Source organism: Pandoraea aquatica (genome assembly GCF_902459565.1).
Classification (GTDB): domain Bacteria; phylum Pseudomonadota; class Gammaproteobacteria; order Burkholderiales; family Burkholderiaceae; genus Pandoraea; species Pandoraea aquatica.
Genome location: NZ_CABPSN010000004.1, coordinates 75024 through 92179 on the forward strand (window position 1 = coordinate 75024; position 17156 = coordinate 92179).

The 17156-nt window shown below is 61.7% G+C and carries 17 protein-coding genes; 11 read left to right on the forward strand and 6 right to left on the reverse strand.

Going from position 1 to position 17156, the window contains the following annotated elements; all coding sequences use genetic code 11:
- Positions 1 to 56 precede the first annotated feature (56 nt).
- The 5 genes from PAQ31011_RS14635 to mdtD all read left to right on the forward strand — a co-directional run bounded on the left by PAQ31011_RS14635 (position 57) and on the right by mdtD (position 6694).
- Positions 57 to 860 (forward strand): enoyl-CoA hydratase-related protein, encoded by an 804-nt coding sequence (locus PAQ31011_RS14635; RefSeq protein WP_174990128.1) that lies wholly within the window; start codon positions 57 to 59, stop codon positions 858 to 860.
- Between the two features lies 1 nt (position 861).
- Positions 862 to 2109, forward strand: a complete 1248-nt coding sequence (locus PAQ31011_RS14640) for a CaiB/BaiF CoA transferase family protein (protein ID WP_246179590.1) — start codon at positions 862 to 864, stop codon at positions 2107 to 2109.
- A gap of 386 nt (positions 2110 to 2495) precedes the next feature.
- The gene (locus PAQ31011_RS14645) at positions 2496 to 4373 is read left to right on the forward strand and encodes a glycoside hydrolase family 15 protein (RefSeq protein WP_150576542.1); all 1878 of its coding nucleotides are present in this window, start codon (positions 2496 to 2498) and stop codon (positions 4371 to 4373) included.
- 131 nt (positions 4374 to 4504) lie between these two features.
- Positions 4505 to 5065 carry a hypothetical protein gene (locus tag PAQ31011_RS14650; protein WP_150576543.1) on the forward strand — a complete coding sequence of 187 codons (561 nt, stop codon included), beginning with the start codon at positions 4505 to 4507 and terminating at the stop codon, positions 5063 to 5065.
- 135 nt (positions 5066 to 5200) lie between these two features.
- Positions 5201 to 6694, forward strand: coding sequence for a multidrug transporter subunit MdtD (mdtD, locus tag PAQ31011_RS14655; RefSeq protein ID WP_281350010.1), 1494 nt, complete (start codon positions 5201 to 5203; stop codon positions 6692 to 6694).
- A 61-nt stretch (positions 6695 to 6755) separates the two neighbouring features.
- On the opposite strand, the gene PAQ31011_RS14660 is transcribed toward mdtD, so the two are convergent.
- Positions 6756 to 8015 carry an ABC transporter substrate-binding protein gene (locus PAQ31011_RS14660; protein WP_343031676.1) on the reverse strand — a complete coding sequence of 420 codons (1260 nt, stop codon included), beginning with the start codon at positions 8013 to 8015 and terminating at the stop codon, positions 6756 to 6758.
- Positions 8016 to 8249: 234 nt separating this feature from the next.
- Here PAQ31011_RS14660 and PAQ31011_RS14665 point away from each other — a divergent pair, with 234 nt between their 5' ends.
- Entirely contained in the window at positions 8250 to 8867 is a 618-nt protein-coding gene (locus PAQ31011_RS14665; RefSeq protein WP_150576545.1) for a LysE family translocator, read from the forward strand.
- A 64-nt stretch (positions 8868 to 8931) separates the two neighbouring features.
- Here the strand turns inward: PAQ31011_RS14665 and PAQ31011_RS14670 are convergent, their stop codons facing one another.
- Positions 8932 to 9402 (reverse strand): ester cyclase, encoded by a 471-nt coding sequence (locus PAQ31011_RS14670; protein WP_150576546.1) that lies wholly within the window; start codon positions 9400 to 9402, stop codon positions 8932 to 8934.
- A 481-nt stretch (positions 9403 to 9883) separates the two neighbouring features.
- Here PAQ31011_RS14670 and PAQ31011_RS14675 point away from each other — a divergent pair, with 481 nt between their 5' ends.
- From PAQ31011_RS14675 to PAQ31011_RS14695, 5 genes are read left to right on the forward strand one after another with little or no spacing between them, the layout of a single operon-like run.
- Positions 9884 to 11389, forward strand: coding sequence for a ferritin family protein (locus tag PAQ31011_RS14675; RefSeq protein ID WP_150576547.1), 1506 nt, complete (start codon positions 9884 to 9886; stop codon positions 11387 to 11389).
- Positions 11390 to 11414: 25 nt separating this feature from the next.
- Positions 11415 to 11675 (forward strand): toluene-4-monooxygenase system B family protein, encoded by a 261-nt coding sequence (locus tag PAQ31011_RS14680; protein WP_150576548.1) that lies wholly within the window; start codon positions 11415 to 11417, stop codon positions 11673 to 11675.
- A 7-nt stretch (positions 11676 to 11682) separates the two neighbouring features.
- The gene (locus PAQ31011_RS14685; protein WP_150576549.1) at positions 11683 to 12018 is read left to right on the forward strand and encodes a monooxygenase system ferredoxin subunit; all 336 of its coding nucleotides are present in this window, start codon (positions 11683 to 11685) and stop codon (positions 12016 to 12018) included.
- A gap of 19 nt (positions 12019 to 12037) precedes the next feature.
- The gene (locus tag PAQ31011_RS14690) at positions 12038 to 12352 is read left to right on the forward strand and encodes an MmoB/DmpM family protein (RefSeq protein WP_150576550.1); all 315 of its coding nucleotides are present in this window, start codon (positions 12038 to 12040) and stop codon (positions 12350 to 12352) included.
- A 12-nt stretch (positions 12353 to 12364) separates the two neighbouring features.
- Positions 12365 to 13351: an aromatic/alkene monooxygenase hydroxylase subunit beta gene (locus PAQ31011_RS14695; RefSeq protein ID WP_150576551.1), complete on the forward strand. Its 987-nt coding sequence runs from the start codon at positions 12365 to 12367 to the stop codon at positions 13349 to 13351.
- A gap of 59 nt (positions 13352 to 13410) precedes the next feature.
- On the opposite strand, the gene PAQ31011_RS14700 is transcribed toward PAQ31011_RS14695, so the two are convergent.
- From PAQ31011_RS14700 to PAQ31011_RS14715, 4 genes are read right to left on the reverse strand one after another with little or no spacing between them, the layout of a single operon-like run.
- A complete protein-coding gene (locus PAQ31011_RS14700; protein WP_174990129.1) occupies positions 13411 to 14106 on the reverse strand; it encodes a PqiC family protein in 696 nt (231 codons plus the stop codon).
- 14 nt (positions 14107 to 14120) lie between these two features.
- On the reverse strand, positions 14121 to 15785 hold the full coding sequence (locus PAQ31011_RS14705; protein WP_150576553.1) for a PqiB family protein: 1665 nt from the start codon (positions 15783 to 15785) through the stop codon (positions 14121 to 14123).
- Positions 15778 to 16422 (reverse strand): paraquat-inducible protein A, encoded by a 645-nt coding sequence (locus PAQ31011_RS14710; RefSeq protein ID WP_150576554.1) that lies wholly within the window; start codon positions 16420 to 16422, stop codon positions 15778 to 15780. Before PAQ31011_RS14710 ends, PAQ31011_RS14705 begins: the two co-directional genes overlap by 8 nt.
- Positions 16419 to 17078: a paraquat-inducible protein A gene (locus PAQ31011_RS14715; RefSeq protein ID WP_343031677.1), complete on the reverse strand. Its 660-nt coding sequence runs from the start codon at positions 17076 to 17078 to the stop codon at positions 16419 to 16421. Before PAQ31011_RS14715 ends, PAQ31011_RS14710 begins: the two co-directional genes overlap by 4 nt.
- Between the last annotated feature and the right edge of the window lie 78 nt (positions 17079 to 17156).

The window sequence follows — 17156 nt, forward strand, 5'->3', positions numbered from 1 at the left end:
CTATCGTTAACGAAAAATTGGTATACCAAAAATCGTTACCCGCCGACATCGCACGCATGTCGGCGACTTCAGGAGGCAATGTGACTTCGACCGTTCTGACCGAGCGACACGGCGCAATTGCGCTGGTCACGCTCAACCGTCCCGAAAAGCTCAATGCGTTGACCAAGCCGATGTGGCAGGCGTTGGGCGACACGGTTCTGACGTTGTCCGAGTCGCCCGACGTGCGGTGCATCGTGTTGCGCGGTGCGGGCGAAAAGGCCTTCGCGCCGGGCAACGACATCGCCGAGTTCGAGACCGATCGCGCCAACGTGGAGCAGGCGCGGGCGTACGGCGCGCTCATGCATCGCACACTCGATGCGCTGACGAACTGCCCGGTGCCGCTCGTCGCCATGATTCACGGCATCTGCGTGGGGGGCGGCATGGAGATTGCGGCGTCGTGCGACATCCGCATTTGTGGCGAGTCGAGCCGCTTCGGTGCACCGATCAACAAGCTCGGTCTGGTGATGGCGCATGCGGAGCTATCCGGTCTCGTCAGCTTGCTCGGCCCGACCAAGGCGCTGGAGATCCTGCTCGAAGGACGCATCTTCGACGCGCAGGAAGCGTTGCGCATCGGCGCCGTCACGCGTGTGGTGGCCGATGGCGACGTCACCCGCGAAGCGCTCGCAACGGCCGATCGGATCGCCGCGGGTGCGCCGCTCGTCGCGCGTTGGCACAAGCGCTTCGTGCGTGAACTGGTGAGCGGCAAGCCGCTCACACCCGCGCAGATCGATGAAGGGTTCGCGTGCTTCGGCACGGCCGATTTCCAGGCGGGCTATCGCGCGTTCCTCGCGAAGACGACGCCGGTATTCGAGGGCCGCTGAGATGACCGACAAGCACGCAGATATGGATAAAAAGGGCGGCCCGTTGCAGGGTGTGAAGGTGATCGAGCTGTCGCACATCATGTCCGGCCCGGTGTGCGGGATGATGCTCGCGGACATGGGGGCCGATGTCATCAAGGTCGAGAAGATGGAAGGCGACGACGCGCGCCGGTTCGCGCCGATCCTCTCGCACGGTGAGTCGGCATCGTTCATGATGCTCAACCGCAACAAGCGCGGCATCGCGCTCAATCTCAAAACCGAAGGCGGCAAGGCCGTGTTGCGCAAGATGCTCGCGAGTGCCGACGTCGTCACCGAGAACTATCGCAAAGGCACGATGGAAAAGCTGGGGCTCGGCTATGAGACGTTGCGCGAAGCCAACCCGGGGCTGATCTACTGTTCCATCTCGGGCTACGGACGCACGGGACCCTACGCGGACAAAGGTGGATTCGATCTGATCGCGCAGGGGCTGTCGGGGTTGATGAGCGTGACCGGTGAGCCGGGGCAAGCGCCCATCAAGGCCGGGTCGCCGATTGCGGATATCAATGCGGGCATTTTGGCGGCGCTCGGCATTTCGGCCGCCTACGCGCACCGGTTGCGCACCGGGCAGGGGCAGATCGTGGATACATCGCTGCTCGAAGCGGGTTTTCAGCAGATGTACTGGGCCGCCGCGAACTTCTTCGCCAGCGGCGAGAATCCGCCGAAGTTCGGTTCCGCCAATCCGACGAGCACGCCGTATCAGGCGTTTCGCACACAGGACGGCTGGATCAATATCGGTGCCGCAAATCAGGCCAATTACGAACGTCTGCTGCAAGTGCTCGACGCACCGGAAATTGCAGACGATCCGCGTTTCGCGACCAACGCGGGACGCACCGCCCATCGCGACGAACTCGTCGAGCGCCTTACGGCCTATTTGATGCGCGACACGACGCAACGCTGGGTGGAACGACTTGACGCGGTCGGTCTGCCGGTCGGGCCGGTGCTGCCGATTTCCGAGGCCGTGTCGCATCCGCAGATCGTGGCGCGCGAGATGGTGGTGGAGACGCAGCATCCGCTCGACGGACCCACACGCAGCATCGGCCTGCCGATTCGATTCTCCGAGACGCCGAAATGTACCGGCGGGCCTGCACCGCGTCTGGGCGAGCACACTTCCGAGGTGTTGGCCGAATATGGCTTCGATGCCGCGCACGTTCGCGACCTGATCGCGCAAGGAGCGGTGCATGCGCTGGAAGAGGGCGCTACGGCGACGGCATGATGTATGTGTCGCTGCCGCGGTGCGGATTCTCCGCGAGTTGACGTGCGAAACGTCACTTAGCGGCAATTTCAGCGAACTTCCCTTCCGGTCGCCGGTCGGTTTTTGAACTGGCCGGCGATGTCTTCACTTCTCGACGACGCGCGCGAAGTGAAAGTGGTCGCCAGCCCCGATCAATCCGATCCGACGCAACGTCGTAAGGAGGGAAGGCATGGCCCTTGGCAGAATCCCCGGCAATTCGCCTATTGCATCGCCCGCACGGTGGTCCTGCGTCCGCGAGACGCGTACCATTGAGCCTCATACGCTTGCGCTCCCCCGGTCACTGGCGACGACGTCGCGCGTGGTGACGGCATCGGGGGCGTTGGTCCTCTCCTGTTCGCGAGGTGAGCATGCCGGCACGTATTGAAGATTACGCAATGATTGGCGACTGCCGAAGCGCCGCGCTGGTCGCGCGCGACGGCTCCATCGACTGGCTCTGCTGGCCGTACTTCGATTCTCCGGCGTGCTTCGCCGCGTTGCTCGGCGGCCCCGAGCATGGCCGCTGGCGAATCGCCCCCGAAGATCCGCACGCCACTTCCACTCGCCGCTACCACGACGACACGCTGATTCTCGAGACGCGCTTCGAGACGGTGGAAGGTTGCGTCGCCGTGATTGACTTCATGCCGTTGCGCGATGGTGCGGCCGACCTTGTGCGTCTGGTGAAAGGCGTGCACGGCACCGTGACGATGTCGATGGAACTGATCCTGCGCTTCGATTACGGCGCATCGGTGCCGTGGTCGCGTCCGCTCGATGCCGACGACCCGACCGGACCCGGCATGCGCCTCATCGCGGGGCCGGACAAGGTGGTGATGCGCACGCCCGTCGAGATTCAGGATGTGCCGGGCAGCCTGCGCGCGCGCTTCGACGTGAAGGCGGGTGAGACGGTGCCATTCGTACTCTCGCGTGTGCCATCGCATCACGCCGATCCGCGCGAGATCGATCCGCTCGCAGCGCTCACCGATACCGAACGCTACTGGCGCACGTGGGCCAATCGTTGTCAGCTCGACGGTCGCTGGTCGTCGGCGATTCGTCGCTCCCTCATCGTGCTCAAGGCGCTCACGTTCGTGCCGACGGGCGGCGTGGTCGCAGCACCCACGACATCGCTGCCGGAGCAACTGGGCGGCGAGCGTAACTGGGACTATCGCTATTGCTGGCTGCGCGACGCCACGCTCACATTGCAGGCGCTCATGCTCGGCGGCTATTACACCGAGGCGAACGACTGGAGTCACTGGCTCGTGCGTGCGGTGGCGGGTGCGCCGTCGCAAGTGCAGATCATGTATGGCCTGTCCGGCGAGCGGCGGCTGCCGGAATGGGAGGTCGACTGGTTGCCGGGCTACGAAGGCGCGAAGCCGGTACGGGTCGGCAACGGCGCGGTGGGCCAGTTGCAGCTGGACGTCTACGGCGAAGTGATGGACGCGCTGCATCAGTCCCGTCTTGGCGGATTGCCGCCGGTCGACGCCACCTGGGAGGTGCAGACGAAGCTCGTCGCGCATCTCGAAACCGTATGGCGCGAGCCGGATGAGGGCATCTGGGAAGTGCGTGGCGGCCGTCAGCATTTCACGTATTCGAAGGTGATGGCGTGGGTCGCGTTCGATCGCGCGATCAAGTCGGCCGAGCGTTTCGGTTTGCCGGGGCCGGTGGATCACTGGCGTCGGCTGTGCAAAGAGATTCACGCGGATGTTTGCGCCAACGGCTTCGACAAGCAGCGCAATGCGTTCATGCAGGCGTACGGTTCGTCGGAGATGGATGCGAGCGTGCTGATGATTCCGCTTGTGGGGTTCTTGCCTGCGGACGATCCGCGCGTGATCGGCACCATCGAAGCGGTCGAGCGCGAGCTTATGCGCGATGGGCTGGTGCAGCGCTACCGCACGAGTCGCGTCGACGACGGGTTGCCGGCAGGCGAGGGCGCATTCCTCGCGTGCAGCTTCTGGATGGTCGATTGCCTCGTGATGATCGGTCGTCATCGCGATGCCCGGGCGTTGTTCGAGCGGTTGCTGTCGTTGCGCAACGACGTCGGCTTGCTCGCCGAGGAATACGACACGACGCATGCGCGTCAGGTCGGCAACTTCCCGCAGGCGTTCTCGCATATCGCGCTCGTACATGCGGCGATTCGTCTGGATGCGCTCGCCGACGATGACCGTGCCGACGACGCCGATGCGCCAGAGACCGACGACGAAGCGCGCTACGAACATGTGGGGTATCGCGCGGACAAGGCGGTCAGAGCCTGACAGCGGGGCATGTCGCGGAGGGTCTACGTACGGTGGATGTAGGGAATTAAAGGATTTCGTGAAATATGCCGTAATACTTTCGAATCCTTACTTTCTCTCATTTCCTCATTCCACGGAGACCCCCTCGCTCCATGACCATCATTATTCCGACCAAGGGCAACGCGACGTCCAGCATGCTCGAGATCTGGCAGTCGCATATCCAGCAACAGCAGGCGGACAAGGCGCAGGCGGCGGCCAAGACGGCGGCTACCACCACCGCCAATCCCGCCGCCGCGTCGAAGTCGACCGGTACCGACAATGCAGATGACAACGCAAAGCCCGCCCTGGCCAATACCGATAACGCGACCGATGCCACCGAAAGCAATGGCGTGAGCCGCCTGGGCGACAAGACGCTGGTGGATCTGCGCTCGATGAACGAAAGCGCCAAGCAGCAGGGGCAGGCGCTGTCCGCGACTGACGGTGCCGGCGCTGGCGACGACATCAAGTCGCAGACGATCCGCAAGCTCAAGGAAATGCTCGCCAAGGTGATGAAGCAATTGGACGCGGTGCGCACCAACGACCGTCTCCCGCCCGAAGACAAGCTTCAGCAGGTGAATGCACTGTCTGCCGAGGCCATGTCGATTCAAGCGCAGATTCTCGCGCTCATGGCCCCGACGAAGGCGACGGGCAACAACGTCAACACGACGGCCTGACGTTCGCGGTGCCTTACCTGTCCGGAGCATCCTGCGCCATCTCTCTCATCGCAGTGATGCGCCGGACGGATCGATTACTGCAAAACATGCAACGATGCGTGCCCGGGAAGCGCGCTAAAATTCGGCTTTCGCTTAATTCTTCTCCGAGGCCCGGCTGACGGTCGCGCCTCGTCCCCGTGCCGCATGAAGCAAGATAAGACGCTTACCGCCCTGCTATGGATTGTCGCGGCGGGCTTTTTCATGCAGGCGCTCGATACGACCATCGTCAATACGGCGCTGCCCGCCATGGCCGCGAGCCTTGGCGAGAATCCGCTGCGCATGCAGCCGGTGGTCGTCTCCTACTCGCTCACCATGGCCATGCTGACGCCCGCGTCGGGCTGGCTGGCCGACCGCTTCGGCACGCGACGCGTGTACTTCGTGGCGATCCTGCTGTTCGTGCTTGGCTCGATCGCCTGTGCGATGGCGCACACGCTGCCGCAACTCGTGGTCGCGCGCGTGCTCCAGGGCGCAGGCGGCTCGATGCTGCTGCCTATCGGACGTCTTGCCGTGCTGCGGACGTTCCCGGCCGGTGAATATCTGGCGGCGCTCGCCTTCGTCTCGATTGCGGGGCAGGTCGGCCCGATGATCGGCCCGGTGCTGGGTGGCTGGCTGGTGCAGGTGGCGTCTTGGCACTGGATCTTCCTCATCAATGTCCCCATTGGCCTGATCGGTAGCCTCGCCGTGCGCCATTATCTGCCGCGTCCCGCGAAGGACGAAGTCATCGACACCGGTTTCGACTGGGGTGGGTTCGCGTTGTTGTCGGTCGCGATGGTGTCGTTCACGCTCGCGTTGGATCATCCTTTCTCGGAGGCCGGATGGGTGCCGTCGGCCGTGCTTGCGCTGCTTTGCGTTGCGACGACGCTCGGTTACTGGCCGTACGCCCGCCGTCGCGCAGCGCCGTTGTTTCCGCTGGAGTTATTCGAGACGCGCAGCTTCAGTCTCGGCTTGCTGGGCAATCTCGTCGCGCGAATCGGCAGCAGCGCGGTGCCGTTCCTCTTGCCGCTGCTGCTTCAGGTGGCGATGGGTTACAGCCCGCTCGCGTCCGGCTTGATGATGCTGCCGGTGGCCCTCGCGGGGATCGTCGTCAAGCGCATGGTCACGCCGCTGGTGGTGCGCTTCGGCTACACGCGCTTCCTGATGGTGAATACGGCGGTCGTGGGCGGCTCGATTGCGAGCTTCGCGCTTTTCGGGCCGGGCTGGCCGATCTGGCTGGGACTCGTGCAACTGGCGGTGTTCGGCGGGGCGAACTCGATGCAGTTCGCGGCCATGAACAGTGTGACGCTGAAGGATCTCGGCACGCGTCGCGCGAGTGCGGGCAACGGGCTGTTTTCGATGGCACAGATGCTCGCCCTCGGACTGGGCGTGACCATTGGCGGCCAGTTGCTGGCGCTATTCGGTCATCTGGCCGGGCAAGCGGGTGAGCTTGGCGTGGGCGGTACCGTGGCAGGCTTTCGCATGACGTTCGTGTGCGTCGGGCTGATTACGCTGGCGTCGGCGCTCGTGTTCCGTCGCGTGGAAGATCCGGCGGCCGGGCCGTCGCACGACGGTGGTCAGACGCAGGCCGCGTCTGCCACCGATCTCAAGCGCTGAGCGTCAATCCGTCACATCACGTTGGCTGACTGGCTGACGCTCATTCGTCCCTTACTGCCATTTACTTCTTCACCAGCGCGCACTTCGAATCGGCCAGCGGGGCGAATGCCTTGTCGGCCGGAATCGTCTCCAGAATCTTGTACAGATCCCATTCCGACTTCGATTCGGCCGGCGTCTTGACCTGCACCAGCAGCATGTCGTGCACCAGCTTGCCGTCGGCACGAATCTGACCGTTGCGAATCACCGGGTCGTCGATCTTCATCGACTTGAGCTTGGCCATCACGGCGTCCGCTTCGTCGGTGCCTGCTGCCTGAATGGCCTTCAGATAGTTGAGCACGGCCGAGTACACGGCGGCCTGCATCATCGTCGGCATCTTCTTGTGCTGGGCGTAGAAACGTTGCGCGAAGGCACGGGAGCGGTCGTCCTGATCCCAATAGAACCCGTTTGTGAGGATCATGCCCTGCGCGTTCTTCAGGCCCATGCCGTGGATTTCGGTGATGAGCGAGAGCAGCGGCGTGAACACCTGCTTGCCGCCCTGAATGATGTTGAACTGCGAGGCTTGCTTGACGGTGTTGAGCGTGTCGGTGCCGGAGTTGGCCAGCGCGATCACTTGCGCGCCGGACGTCTGAGCGCGCAGCAGATAGGACGACAGGTCCGGCGAGTTCACCGGGTGCTTCACCGAGCCGACGACCTTGCCGCCCTGACGCGTCAGAATCTCGCTCGCGTCTTTCTCCAGCGCCTGCCCGAACGCGTAGTCGGCGGTGATGAAGTACCACGACTTCAGACCGCGACGCAGCAACGCCTGCGAGGTCGAGTTCGCCAGCGCGTACGTGTCGTACATCCATTGCACGCTATGTGCCGTGCATTGTTCGTTGCTGATGGCGGACGACCCCGCGCCCGTCACGAGCGCGATCTTCTTCTTTTCGTCGGCAATCCGGTCGACGGCGAGTGCTACGTTCGAGAACGTGAGGTCGGTGATCATGTCGACTTTGCCCCGGTCGTACCACTCGCGAGCGATGGTCGCACCCGTGTCGGTCTTGCCCTGTGAGTCGGCGGACACCAGTTCAATGGGCGCTCCGAGGACTTTGTGATCGTGCGAGAAGTCGTCGATGGCCATGGTGGCGGCGAGTACGCTGCCGCGGCCCGCGTTGTCGCTCGACACGCCCGAGAGGTCGGTGAGCACGCCGATCTTGACGACGCCGTCGGAGATCGCGGCGGCCTGTGTCTGTGAGGGAAGGGCAATGAGGGATGCAACGGCAAACGACGCGGCGACGGCAATCGTACGGCGCAAATGGCCGCTCAGGCCGGTAATGCTGGACATGGCTTGTCTCCAATGTTCGAGTTATGACGACCCGCCGTGGCCCATCTCTGCCGGAGGACGTATGCGGCGAGTCTCGAATATCTTAAGCATTGCGTAATCGATTGCGCAATCCGTAATGATCGGAATCTATGCGTAATTTTTTCCGCGAGGCGCGGTCAACCGCGAATTGCCGCAGAATGCTGGCTAAGGAAGCGGCTGCACGTGTTGTACAACTACAACCCACTGGGGCGACAAATGGTTGATTGGTCTGCTGTTGTGACGGTCTTTGGTATCTATGTGGCCGCAGTGGTCATCCCCGGGCCAAACTTCATCGCCATCACCCACAAAGCGGTCACCGGCCGACGTGTCGATGCGCTCGCGCTCGTCGCTGGCATCGTGACGGTCAATCTGTTCTGGGCGACGTGCGCCATGCTGGGTCTCAGCGCGGTGTTCGCGGTTTTCCCGTGGCTCGCTGTCGGCCTCAGGCTGGTCGGCGCGGCCTATCTGATCTGGTTCGGGGTGTGGCTCGTCGTGTCGGCACGGGCGACCCCTTCGGCCGAAAGTCGTTCACCGAAGGTGCCTCTGTTTCGCGGTGCGTTCCTGCAAGGTGTCGCGACCAATATCGCCAACCCGAAGTCCATCGCCTTCTATGCGGCCGTGTTTTCTTCGGCGGTGCCCACCCACGTGTCCACGCCGACGTTCTTCGCCATGCTGGCGACCGTCGGTGCATCGGCGACGTGCTGGTACGGGGTCGTCGCGCTCGTGCTGTCGCACGCGTCGATTGCGGCGGCGTATCGCCGCGCCAAGGCGTGGATCGACCTGACCTGTGGCGGGCTCATGATCGCGCTGGGCGTCCGGCAGGCATTGCGTTAACCAAGTGCCCGCTGCAAGTCGTAATAGGACTTAGCTCGCTACGGGCACGTCGTTTCGTGTGGCCTCAACGGTCGTGTTTACTGGCGGTCGCCTTGAACAGCCCGAGTTGGGTCATCGCGCTCACCGCATCGTCGAAGCCGAGCTCTTCCTCGATCTGGCCGTCGATCACCCTGTACACGGATTCGCCAGTGAAGTGGAGCTTGCGGCCAGTTGCAGCGGGCAAACAGCACTCCATTTCAAAGCCATCGAATGCCGGCCCCGTGTGGGTGCCACCACCATTCCATTTCGTGATGACGTAGTCGCCTTGGGCGATCAAGTCGTCCAACACGAATTTCGAGTCAGGGAATAGGGTGCGCCAGCCGGCGAGGAAGTTCTTGACCCCCTCTCGACCGCAGGCACCCTGTTTGAGCAACGAATACTTGATTCGCATGTTCGGCGCGGCGAGTTGCTCGACCACCGAAATATCGACATTCTCGCCCCAGAAGTCCTTCATCCAGCGACGGACGACACCCTTGTTCTGCTCATCTTTGCTCATTGGAAAGATCCTCACAGTTGGTTTCGGAAGGATCATCGCTACTACTCGATGGCCCGAATAGCAGCATAGTCGTCGCTTCCATATGGACCGACATTGGGTTTCGGATTTGGGACTGTGGCGCTTTAGAACAGGTTGCGAAAAAAATATCGAAATCGACCTCGTTTCATAACGCCTTGATCAGTGCGCACTAATCGAATCTCACGAATGTCCCAAAAAGGCGTTTTACGTACGAGGTGGTGGCGTTCGCTGTACTAGCATTCATTCTCATGGCAATTTAGAAATTAATGGGGGTTTTGAATAACGTGAGATAACGTGAATAAATAGGATTTTAATAGTCCAATTTATATTGGATAACCATTTAAAAGGATCGGGTATAGAAAGATTGTGTTGGGGATCGGCGAAATGCAATAGTGATGAAGATCAAATTTCTCTGGATTTTGCTCGCGAAACCCTCTCGATCGGGAAATGCCCATATTGAGCCATGGCACTGCTAGAACGCGCGGAATGGTACGACATTGCCCGATCGACGAACTGGACGCCAACATATGTCCCTGAGTCCGAGCTTTTTCCGGAAGTCATGACCGGTGATCAAGGTATTCCGATGGAAAGTTGGGAAATTTATGATGAACCGTACAAGATTTCATACCCGGAGTACGTGCGCCTCCAACGAGAAAAGGATGCCGGTGTCTACTCAGTGAGGGCGGCGTTGGAGCGTAGCCGCATGCTGGACGAAGCGGAACCTGGCTGGTTATCGCTTGTGAAAGCGCACTACGGTTGCGCTATTTTTCTGGAGTACACCGGTTTGTGCACGAATGGGAGAATCGTCCGATTCGGGCGTGCGCCCGGCATGCGCAACATGGCAACCTTCGGTGTGCTCGATGAGCTGCGGCACACGCAGTTGCAATTATATTTTTCGCACGATTATTGCCCGAAGGACCGGCAGTTCGATTGGGCGCACAAGGCTTGCCACACCAATCAGGCGATTGCCATCGCAGTGCGTCATGGCGGTGACGATATATCGCTCGCACGCAGCGCAACAGAGGCCGCAGTGACGCTGACGTTGGCATTCGAGACGGCTTTTTCCAATCTGCAGTTCCTCGGCCTGGCCGCCGATGCAACTGAGGTCGGCGATTTCACCTTTGCGAACTTGATCTCGAGCATTCAGACCGACGAGGCTCGCCACGCGCAGATCGGCCAGCCGGTGGTGCGGATACTGATTGCCAATGGGCATAAGGCTCACGCACAGAAACTCGTGGACGTTGCCTTCGCGCGCATGTGGCGCCAGTTCTGCTATCTATCCGGCAACTCGATGGACTATTGGACGCCGTTGGAACACCGGAAACAATCATTCAAGGAGTTTGTTCAGGAATGGATCCTTGGGCAATTTGAACGTTCACTCCTCGAGTCCGGCCTGTCCTTGCCATGGTATTGGGATCGAATGATCGCTGAATGCGAATACCAGCACCATGCATACCAGCTTTGTACTTGGTTTTGGCGTCCGATCGTTTGGTGGAACCCGGCGGCGGGCGTATCGCATGAGTGCCGTGACTGGCTCGAGCAAAAGTACCCGGGCTGGAACGACACGTTCGGAAAAGCCTGGGACGTCATTATCGACAACCTGCTCGCCGGTAAACGCGAATTGACGTTGCCTGAGGTGATGCCGGTCGTCTGCAACATGAGCCAACTGCCGATATGCGCGATGCCGGGCAACGGATGGAATTTAAAGGACCATCCGCTTGATTACAACGGCCGTGTCTACCATTTTGGGTCGGAAATCGATCGGTGGGTTTTTCAACAAGACCCGACGCGCTATCGAGATCATCTTTCGTTGGTGGACCGGCTGCTCGCCGGCCAGATCCAGCCTCCCGATCTGAACGGTACTCTCAAGTACATGAACATAGCGCCCGGCGAAATGGGGGATGACGCGCACAACTACGCCTGGGCCGAAGCCTACCGCGATAACCCCTACGTCAAGCAGGCTGTTTGAGGTCGAACGCAAACGGAGCGTACACATGGCGACTTTTCCCATCATTTCCAACTTTCAAGGCGATGTCGTATTGCAGCTCGTCCTCGTGGATATAGAACACACCATGGATGAAGTGGCGGCGGCGGCGGGCCATCATTCTGTGGGTCGACGGGTTGCGCCGCAACCGAGCAAGGTCATCAGAGTGAGACGCCAAGGCAGCGACGCGCTCTATCCACGTCAGGCAAAGCTGAGCGAAACGGATATCAAGCCGATGGACGCGCTCGAGTTTATTTTTTGCGACCAGTGAGTCGAACATGAAATTTGAGAAGGTGTGCTCCCTCGATGACTTCTGGGAGGGCGATCTGATCGATGTCACGGTGCAAGGCCACGTGATTATTCTGGTCTGGCCGGAAGGGTCGACGCCGCGGGCTTTCCAGGGAATCTGCCCTCACCAGAGTTTCCGACTCGCAGGGGGGCAATTCGACGGTCGCACTTTGAAATGTCCGGCCCATCAATGGACTTTTGACGCTAAGACCGGCAAAGGCATCAATCCCGGCGATTGCCAGCTTGCCGAATACACGCTCAAGCTGGACGGCGATGACGTTCTGGTGGCTGTCGATGGTGTTGAGCCCCGATTTTCTCATTCCTGAACCTGGATAGGACCCCGTCATGACTATCGACAAAGCAAGTAGCCCAAAGCACAACAATTGGGTCGGGCCGGTACTTCGGGCCAGCGACATCACGGCCGGAATCATCGAAGCTGCGCGTGAAGACAATCCAGGCAAAACGATTCGCGTCAATGACAGAGGCGCTTACGTACGGATCGACGCCGAGGTGGAGTTGATCCTGCGCCGCAGCACCGTGGAGGCGGCCCTTGGCCGTCCATTCAGAATGGCAGAACTGGAAGTCAATCTCGGCTCGTTCGCGGGCAACATCGAGACAAACGACGATCATGTTCGCTTCTATTACAAAAAAGCGCTTTAAGGAGAAGCAAGAATGGAACATTCCGAAGTCCTGAAGCCTTTGAAGACCTGGAGCCATTTGGCGGGACGGCGACGCAAACCGAGCGAATACGAGGTCGTTTCGACCAACCTCATCTTCAACCTTGCCAACCCCGAGGCGCCGTTTGAGCTGGACTCAAACATCGACACGGCGCAGTGGTTCAAGCGGTATCGCAACGCGAGTGCATTGACGCATCCGGACTGGGGCGCATTTCGAGATCCGGACGAGACCATCTATCGCACCTACAACCTGTTGCAGGATGGGCAGGAGACCTACGTATATGGGCTGATGGATCAGTTCTCAGCCCGAGGTCACGATGCCTTGCTGGCGCATCCGTGGACCGAGTCGCTGGCGCGACTCTATACTCCGGCGCGCTTCCTATTTCACGCGCTGCAGATGGGGGCAGGCTACTTGGCCCATATCTCCCCCGCGTCGACCATCGTGAACTGTGCGGTTTTCCAGATGGCCGACTCTTTTCGTTGGGTGACGCACACCGCCTATCGGACTAAGGAGTTGTCGTACACGTTCAAGGATCTCGGTTTCGGTCGCGACGAGCGCCAGCATTGGGAGCAGGATCCCGCGTGGCAGGGCTGGCGTCGGCTTATCGAGCAGGCGCTCGTCGCCTGGGATTGGGGCGAAAGCTTCGTGGCGCTGAACCTGGTCGTTCGGCCTGCGGTAGAAGAAGCGGTGTTGCGCGGCCTTGGGCAAGCCGGTAGAAACAACGGGGATACCCTGTTGGGTCTGTTGACCGACGCTCAACTGGCCGATGCCCAGCGTCAGCATCGCTGGGCGGTGAAGCTAGTGGCAATGGCGTTGGAGCAGGAGACAAACCGCGCCGTCATTGCCGGGTGGTTGGACAAATGGGTACCTATGGCCGATGAGGCCATCGAAGCCTACTGCGCGGCGCTCCCCGATGTACCGGGCGCGGGCGTGGAGGCGAGCGCCGCGACGCGCAACTTCAGGCGCACGATCGGCTTCTGAGGGCCGGAAGGCGGGGATTGAACAAGGTTTCGGATGAGCCGCGACCGTGGGGCGGCTTCTTAGTTCTGACAGCGGGGCGTAGCACCCTGTGCGCTGGTGGCGATGGCGTTGCCGATGCCATCCGCCAGACGGTCGACGAGCTTGCGTTGCGCCGCGACAACGTCTGCGATGCCCGACGCGGCGGGCTCCGTCCCTGAGAAGCGGCACGTCAGCACGATATCGCCCGGCACCTTTCGCACACTCCAGACGGCCGTGAGCGCCGCATGTTCGCCCGGCGTCGATTCGAATCGCTGGACGGACGTCGACACGCGATACACGGCAAGACCGTCGGCGCGCGGCAAGCCATAGACGTCCATCGCCCCGAGACGTTGCGTCAGGTCGCGAGAGATCGTCGACGTCAGCTCGGTCTTGAGCGGGGCGGCCCAACGGGATTCCTCGAGAATATCGACGCGTCCGCCGCCACGGGTGACGACGATCTGTGGTCGGTCGACCTGCTCGGGCACAGCCACGGGCGACACTTCCAGGGCATACGGCGTTGCCGGAGCCGCTGCGCCGGTGGTGGCGTTGGCGGCGGCGCTGCCCGCGCCGGCACCCGCATCCGTCAGCGTATAGAACGTGGACGACGGCGAGGCACAGCCGGCAAGCGCCAGTACGAGGGTCGCCGCAGTGGCGAGTCCTGCTTTCCGGGCTATCGCGGGCAGGGCAGCGATGTCGCCGTCCACCGGCGTTGCACGCAGGCGCGGGCTACGGGTCATGTCGGTCGGCCTCGTCATGGTTGCGGGTCCTTCGGTTTGCCGCGCAGCAGCGCTTCGGGATGCTGCTGCAAATAGTCGGCGAGGGTGTTGAGGGAGCGCAGCGTCTTCGTCAGTTCCTGCATGGCCTGACGGACGTCCTGCTGCACAGGCGCATCTTCGGACAGCGTGCGCTCGGCCGCACCGAAGCTCTTCTTCGCTTCGCCCAGCGTGGCCTTCGCTTCCGGCGCGATCTCGCCGTCGAGCTGACGGAACAGCCCTTGTGCGCTATCCATCGTCTTGTCGAGCTTGCGCAGCGTCGAGTCCAGATTCTGTCCGATGCTGTCGAACGGAATCTTGTCGAGCTTGCTCGCAATGTCGGCGATCTGAAGCTGCAACTGGTCGAGCGTGTTGGGCACGGTCGGCATAACCAGCACGTCGTCGACCATCTCGGCCTTGGCGGGCTTGGCGTTCGGGAAGAAGTCGAGCGCCACGTACAACTGACCGGTCAGCAGGTTGCCAGTGCGCAACTGACCGCGTAGGCCACGCTGAACGAGTGCGTCGAGAATCTTATGACTGTTCAGTTCCGTCGGCGGCACACTGTTCTTCGGATCGCGACGGCGCAGACGATCCGGATAGACGTCGACCGTCACCGGCATGTTGATCTGCTTGGTGGCCTGATCGAACTCCACGCCGATGGACGTCACTTCACCCAAGGTGATACCCCGGAAGTCGATCGGTGCACCGACGACCAGCCCGCGCAGCGACTGTTGGAAGCGGAACACGACCCGTACCGGGTGCGTGTCGGGGGCCTTCATGGCCGTAGATTCGTCGGGGGCCAGACGGAACTCCTGCCCGGCCTTGGCCATCACGCCGGCCCCCGAGTCGCTCGGCGCCTGGAAGGCGATGCCGCCGATGACCACCGACGCGAGCGACTGCGTATTGACCTGGAAGCCGCTCGAATCGAGTCGCAGGTCGATGCCGCTGGCGTGCCAGAAGCGCGTATTGGAGCCGACGTACTGGTCATACGGTGCCTGCACGAACACGCGCAGCGTCACGCCCTTGCCGTCCGAGTCGAGCGAGTACGCTTCGACCTGACCGACCTGAATGCGGCGGTAGTAGATAGGCGAGCCGATGTCGAGCGAGCCGATATCGCTCGCGTGCAGCACGAACTGCTTGCCCGGCTGGCCGCTCGAGACGACCGGCGGCACTTCCAGACCGACAAAGTGGCTCGCGGAGTCCTTCGCCTTGCCGGCGTCCGCGCCGATGTAGGCCCCGGAGAGGAGCGTCGACAACCCGGAGACGCTGCCGCCGGCCACGCGCGGGCGCACGACCCACCAACGAGAATCCTTGACGGCGAAGTTCTTCGCGTTCTTGGTGAGATCGACGGTGACACGCACATGCGAGAGGTCTTCGGACAGTTCGATGCTTTTGACCGTGCCGATATCGACTTCCTTGTACTTGACCTTGGTCTTGCCCGCTTCGAGTCCTTCGGCGGTCTTGAAGTCGATAGTCACGCTCGGCCCGCGCTCGATGAGCACCTTGGCCACCAGCGACAGCCCGATCACGGCGGCGACCAGCGGAATCAGCCAGACGAGCGAGGGCGCCCAGCGCTTGCGCGGTTCGATGGCCGGTGTCGGCAGATCGCCGGCCCCGGGCGGTGGCACGGCTTTCGGGTCTTGCGCGTCTTTCGGGTCAGTCATGATCGTCCTGTTCGGTATCGTCGTCGCGGATCTGATCCCAGATCAGGCGAGGGTCGAACTGCATGGAGGCCACCATCGTGAGCACGACCACGGAGCCGAAAGCCACGATGCCCGGACCGGCCTGAATCACGGCCAGCGACTGAATGTTCACGAGCGCCACCATCAGCGCGACGACGAAGACGTCGAGCATGGACCAGCGTCCAATGAACTCGACCATGTGATACAGCTTGGTGCGTTGGTGCGGTTTCCAGCGGGTGCCGCGCTGCGCGGTAAAGCACAGCAGCGATAAGGCAATGAGCTTGAGCATCGGGACGAGAATGCTCGCTGTGAAGACGACGATGGCCAGATCGTACTCGCCGCTCGTCCAGAAATAGATCACGCCGCTCATGATCGTGTCGCTGGAGTTACCTAACAGCGAGCGCGTCTGCATCATGGGCAGGACATTGGCGGGAATGTACAGGATCGCCGCCGCGATCAGCAAGGCCCAGGTGCGCGTGAGGCTGTCGACCTTGCGCTGATGCAGCACTGCACCGCATCGGGGACAACGCTCCTTTTCGACGGTCTTCACTTCGCGAGACAGACGTCCGCAAACGTGGCACGCGACCAGTCCCGCCGCTTTGGCCGAGAGATATTTCATCGCGTCACCGTCCGGGATTCGGTGGCCTTCTGCGCCTTCAGCGCCTCTACCGCCGGGTCCGGCGTGCGGTCGATCACGATCCACAGATTGCGCAGATCGTACGACAGCACCAGTGCGAGCAACATCGTCAACGCGCCGAAAGCCCACAGCGCAATGCCGGGCAGCACGCTTGCCATGGCCGAGAGTTTGACCAGCGAAACCAGTACTCCGAGCATGAACACTTCGATCATGCCCCAGGGGCGGCAGAACTCGATGGCGCGCATCACTTGAAAGACCGCATAGGGCCGCCGGCCGAGCGAGAGTGGCGTTACCAAATGGATCAGCGCAAGCAGTTGCGACAGGGGAAACAGCACGGTCGTGGCGAACACGAGGAGCGCGACGAGCCACATGCCCTCGCGATACAGCGCCCACGCGGCACCCACGAGCGTCGTCTCGGTATAGATGCCCTGCACCTCGATCTCGACGATGGGGAACGCGTTGGCGATGGCGAACACGATCAGGCACGTCAAGGTGAGCGCGAGCACGCGCGACAGGCGCAGGTCGGGGGAGCGGTAAAGAACCGAGTGGCAACGCACGCAGCGAGCGGTCTCGTGCGGCGGCAGGTCCATGCGACGGTGGAGCGTGTCGCAGTTCGGACATGCGATCAGGTTCGTCACGTCATCTTCAGGGGGCAATGTGTCCATTACCGGGGACGGTGACCAGAGTGACGCTCAGAATACCAAAATGTCAAGGAA

Bases quoted from the DNA above. Each gene is read 5' to 3' on its own strand.
- PAQ31011_RS14635 (WP_174990128.1), top strand. From the start codon at position 57: ATGTCGGCGACTTCAGGAGGCAATGTGACTTCGACCGTTCTGACCGAG.
- PAQ31011_RS14640 (WP_246179590.1), top strand. From the start codon at position 862: ATGACCGACAAGCACGCAGATATGGATAAAAAGGGCGGCCCGTTGCAG.
- PAQ31011_RS14645 (WP_150576542.1), top strand. From the start codon at position 2,496: ATGCCGGCACGTATTGAAGATTACGCAATGATTGGCGACTGCCGAAGC.
- PAQ31011_RS14650 (WP_150576543.1), top strand. From the start codon at position 4,505: ATGACCATCATTATTCCGACCAAGGGCAACGCGACGTCCAGCATGCTC.
- PAQ31011_RS14660 (WP_343031676.1), bottom strand. From the start codon at position 8,015: ATGTCCAGCATTACCGGCCTGAGCGGCCATTTGCGCCGTACGATTGCC.
- PAQ31011_RS14665 (WP_150576545.1), top strand. From the start codon at position 8,250: ATGGTTGATTGGTCTGCTGTTGTGACGGTCTTTGGTATCTATGTGGCC.
- PAQ31011_RS14670 (WP_150576546.1), bottom strand. From the start codon at position 9,402: ATGAGCAAAGATGAGCAGAACAAGGGTGTCGTCCGTCGCTGGATGAAG.
- PAQ31011_RS14675 (WP_150576547.1), top strand. From the start codon at position 9,884: ATGGCACTGCTAGAACGCGCGGAATGGTACGACATTGCCCGATCGACG.
- PAQ31011_RS14680 (WP_150576548.1), top strand. From the start codon at position 11,415: ATGGCGACTTTTCCCATCATTTCCAACTTTCAAGGCGATGTCGTATTG.
- PAQ31011_RS14685 (WP_150576549.1), top strand. From the start codon at position 11,683: ATGAAATTTGAGAAGGTGTGCTCCCTCGATGACTTCTGGGAGGGCGAT.
- PAQ31011_RS14690 (WP_150576550.1), top strand. From the start codon at position 12,038: ATGACTATCGACAAAGCAAGTAGCCCAAAGCACAACAATTGGGTCGGG.
- PAQ31011_RS14695 (WP_150576551.1), top strand. From the start codon at position 12,365: ATGGAACATTCCGAAGTCCTGAAGCCTTTGAAGACCTGGAGCCATTTG.
- PAQ31011_RS14700 (WP_174990129.1), bottom strand. From the start codon at position 14,106: ATGACCCGTAGCCCGCGCCTGCGTGCAACGCCGGTGGACGGCGACATC.
- PAQ31011_RS14705 (WP_150576553.1), bottom strand. From the start codon at position 15,785: ATGACTGACCCGAAAGACGCGCAAGACCCGAAAGCCGTGCCACCGCCC.
- PAQ31011_RS14710 (WP_150576554.1), bottom strand. From the start codon at position 16,422: ATGAAATATCTCTCGGCCAAAGCGGCGGGACTGGTCGCGTGCCACGTT.